Origin of the sequence: Kitasatospora sp. NPDC056783 (assembly GCF_042789895.1) — a bacterium.
Lineage (GTDB): Bacteria > Actinomycetota > Actinomycetes > Streptomycetales > Streptomycetaceae > Kitasatospora.
Genome location: NZ_JBHUAF010000594.1, coordinates 1 through 3,188, shown reverse-complemented (window position 1 = coordinate 3,188; position 3,188 = coordinate 1). Strand labels below are relative to the sequence as shown.

The window sequence follows — 3,188 nt, the reverse complement described above, 5'->3', positions numbered from 1 at the left end:
CCCGCCGGCTGCGCGGCGGGCGGCCTGAGGTCCTTCGGAAGGCTTCGCGGGACACGTCCCGGGGCGCTTCGCGGGATGCCTCCCGGGATGCCTCCCGGGGCGTCGCTCCGAACGTCCGTCAGACGGAGCGCAGTTCGGCGTAGCGGCGGAGGAACAGCGCTTCGGTGAGGGCCATCCGCTCCAGTTCCCGCGGGTCGACGCTCTCGTTGACCGCGTGGATCTGGGTGGTGGGCTCCTCGACCCCGATGAGCACGATCTCGGCCTGCGGGTAGAGCGAGCGCAGGGTGTTGCAGAGCGGGATCGAGCCGCCCTCGCCGGAGGCGACCATCTCGGTGCCGAAGGCCTCGGCCATCGCCGCGCCCATCGCCTCGTACGCGGGGCCGCTGGTGTCGGCGCGGAACGGCGAGCCGTTGCCCTGGCGCTCGATGGTGAGCCGGGCGCCGAGCGGGACCCGCGCCTCAAGGTGGGCGACCAGCGCGTTCTGGGCGTCGTCCGCGTCCGTGCCCGGCGGGACGCGCAGGCTGATCAGGGCTTTGGCGGTGGCCTGGACGGACGAGGTGGCGCCGATCACCGGCGGGGCGTCGATGCCGAGGACGGTGACGGACGGGCGGGCCCAGAGACGGTCCGCGATGGTGCCGGTGCCGGTCAGGGCGACGCCGTCGAGCACCTTGGCGTCGGAGCGGAACTGCTCCTCCGAGTACTGCACACCGGTCCAGCTCTGGCCGGTGGTCAGGCCCGCGACCGCGACGTCGCCGTGTTCGTCGTGCAACGAGGCCAGCACCCGCACGAGGCACTGGAGCGCGTCCGGGGCGGCGCCGCCGAAGGCACCGGAGTGCAGGTTGCCGGCCAGCGTGGTGATCGTGGCCTCGACCACCGTCATGCCGCGCAGGGAGGCGGTCACGGTCGGCAGGCCCAGGGCGAAGTTGCCGGTGTCGCCGATGACGATGGCGTCCGCGGCGAGCAGCTCGGGGTGGGCCTCGGCGTAGCGCTCCAGGCCGCCGGTGCCCTGCTCCTCGGAGCCCTCGACGATGATCTTCAGGCCGACCGGGTAGGCGTCGCCGTGCACCTGACGCAGCGCCCGCAGGGCGGTCAGGTGCATCAGGATGTTGCCCTTGCAGTCGGCGGCGCCGCGACCGTACCAGCGGCCGTCGCGCTCGGTCAGCTCGAAGGCGGGGCTGATCCAGGCGTCCTCGTCCAGCGGGGGCTGGACGTCGTAGTGGGAGTAGAGCAGGACGGTCGGCGCGCCCTCGGGGCCGGGCAGCTCGCCGTAGACGGACTGGGTGCCGTCCGGGGTGTCCAGCAGCCGGATACCGGTCAGCCCCTCGGCGGCGAACGCGTCGGCGACCCAGCGCGCGGCCTTCTCGCACTCCTCGACCGGGAACTGGCGCGGGTCGGCGACCGACGGGAAGGCGACCAGCTCGGCGAGGTCGGTGCGGGCACGGTCCATCAGGGACCGGACGGCGTCGGCCAGGGGCTGTGACATCGGGGCTCCGAGGGGGCGGTCCGCCCTGGGGTGGTGTGGGCGGAGGAGGTGGTTGGGGTAGTGCCGATCATAGGCGGAGTGGGACAGGGGGTTCCGAGGGCGTGGGGCGGCACGGGCTCGCCGGGGAGTGGGGCCGCACGGGCTCGCCGGGCGTGCTGGAGGGGCCGGTCGGGCGGCGGGCGCGTGTGTCGGGGCGGTGCGCTCGACGGGTGCGGGCGGACGCATAGGATTGCTCGACGTGACTGACTCCGGAAGCTCCGATTCCCGCAGCCCGCTCGACAGCCCGATCGAGGGCGGTCCGACCGAGGGCAGTCCGACCGAGGGCAGTCCGACCGAGGGCGGCCCGTTCGACGACGCTCCGACCGGAAGCGCTCCGACCGGAAGCGCTCCGACCGGAAGTGCTCCGACGGACGGCGCCCCGACCGGCGCCGGTCGGGCCGACGCCGATCCGTCCGGCGACGCGGTTTCGCCGCCGGACGGTGTCTGGGACGTCGTGGTGGTCGGTGCCGGACCGGCGGGCTCCTCGGCCGCGTACGCCGCCGCGGCCCGGGGCCGCCGGGTGCTGCTGCTCGACAAGGCAGAACACCCCCGGTACAAGACCTGTGGCGGCGGCATCATCGGCCCCTCCCGGGACAGCCTGCCGCCGGACTTCCGGCTGCCGTTGCAGGACCGGGTGCACGCCGTCACCTTCGCCTACGACGGGAAGTACACCCGGACACGGCGGTCCAAGCAGATGCTGTTCGGCCTGGTCAACCGGGACGAGTTCGACCTGCGCCTGGTGCAGGCCGCCAAGCAGGCCGGGGCGGTGCTGGTCACCGGAGTGACCGTCACCGGCGTCGAGCAGCGCGGCGGCCAGCACCGGACGGCCCTGGTGACGGCGGCCGACGGACGGACCTTTGAGGCCCGCGCGGTGGTCGGCGCGGACGGCAGCGCGAGCCGGATCGGCCGGCACGTCGGTGTCACCTTCGACCAGATCGACCTCGGTCTCGAGGCGGAGATCCCCGTGCCGGCACAGGTCGCCGCCGACTGGGCGGGCCGGGTCCACCTCGATTGGGGCCCGCTGCGCGGCAGTTACGGCTGGGTGTTCCCCAAGACCGAGACCAGCAGCCTGACCGTCGGCGTCATCTCGGCGCGCGGAGACGGCGAACGGACCAAGCAGTACCTCGCCGAGTACATCCGCCGGCTGGGCCTGTCCGGGTTCACCCCCCGGGTGGAGTCCGGGCACCTGACCCGCTGCCGGGCCGAGGACTCGCCGCTCTCGCGCGGCCGGGTGCTGGTCGCCGGTGACGCGGCCGGACTGCTGGAGCCGTGGACCCGTGAGGGCATCTCGTACGCGCTGCGCTCGGGTCGGCTGGCCGGCGAGTGGGCGGTGCAGATCGCAGAGGCGGGCGACGCGGCGGCGGTGCGGCGCGAGGCGCTGAACTACGCCTTCGCGGTCAAGGCCGGGCTCGGTGTGGAGATGCGCGCGGGCAAGCAGCTGCTGGGTGCCTTCGAGCGGCGGCCGTACCTGTTCCACGCGGCGGTCTGCCTGGTGCCTGCGGCGTGGCGGGCCTTCGCCCGGACCACCCAGGGGCGCACCACCTTCGCCCAGGTCCTGCGGCAGTACCGGGCGGCGCGGCGGCTGACGGCGATGGCCTCGCGGTAGGGCCGTCGTCACGGCGTGGGGCCGGTGTCCCTCCTCGAACCCAAGAACGAGGAGGGACAC

General features: G+C 74.2%; 2 protein-coding genes. One reads left to right on the top strand and one right to left on the bottom strand.

The features are described from left to right. Window positions 1-118 precede the first annotated feature (118 nt). Complete coding sequence (locus ACFRMQ_RS39595) at window positions 119-1,483, bottom strand: dipeptidase (RefSeq protein WP_380735745.1); 1,365 nt, start codon at window positions 1,481-1,483, stop codon at window positions 119-121. Between the two features lie 493 nt (window positions 1,484-1,976). Between ACFRMQ_RS39595 and ACFRMQ_RS39590 the strand changes: the two genes are divergently transcribed. Then, entirely contained in the window at window positions 1,977-3,128 is a 1,152-nt protein-coding gene (locus tag ACFRMQ_RS39590; protein WP_380735747.1) for a geranylgeranyl reductase family protein, read from the top strand. Window positions 3,129-3,188 lie beyond the last annotated feature (60 nt).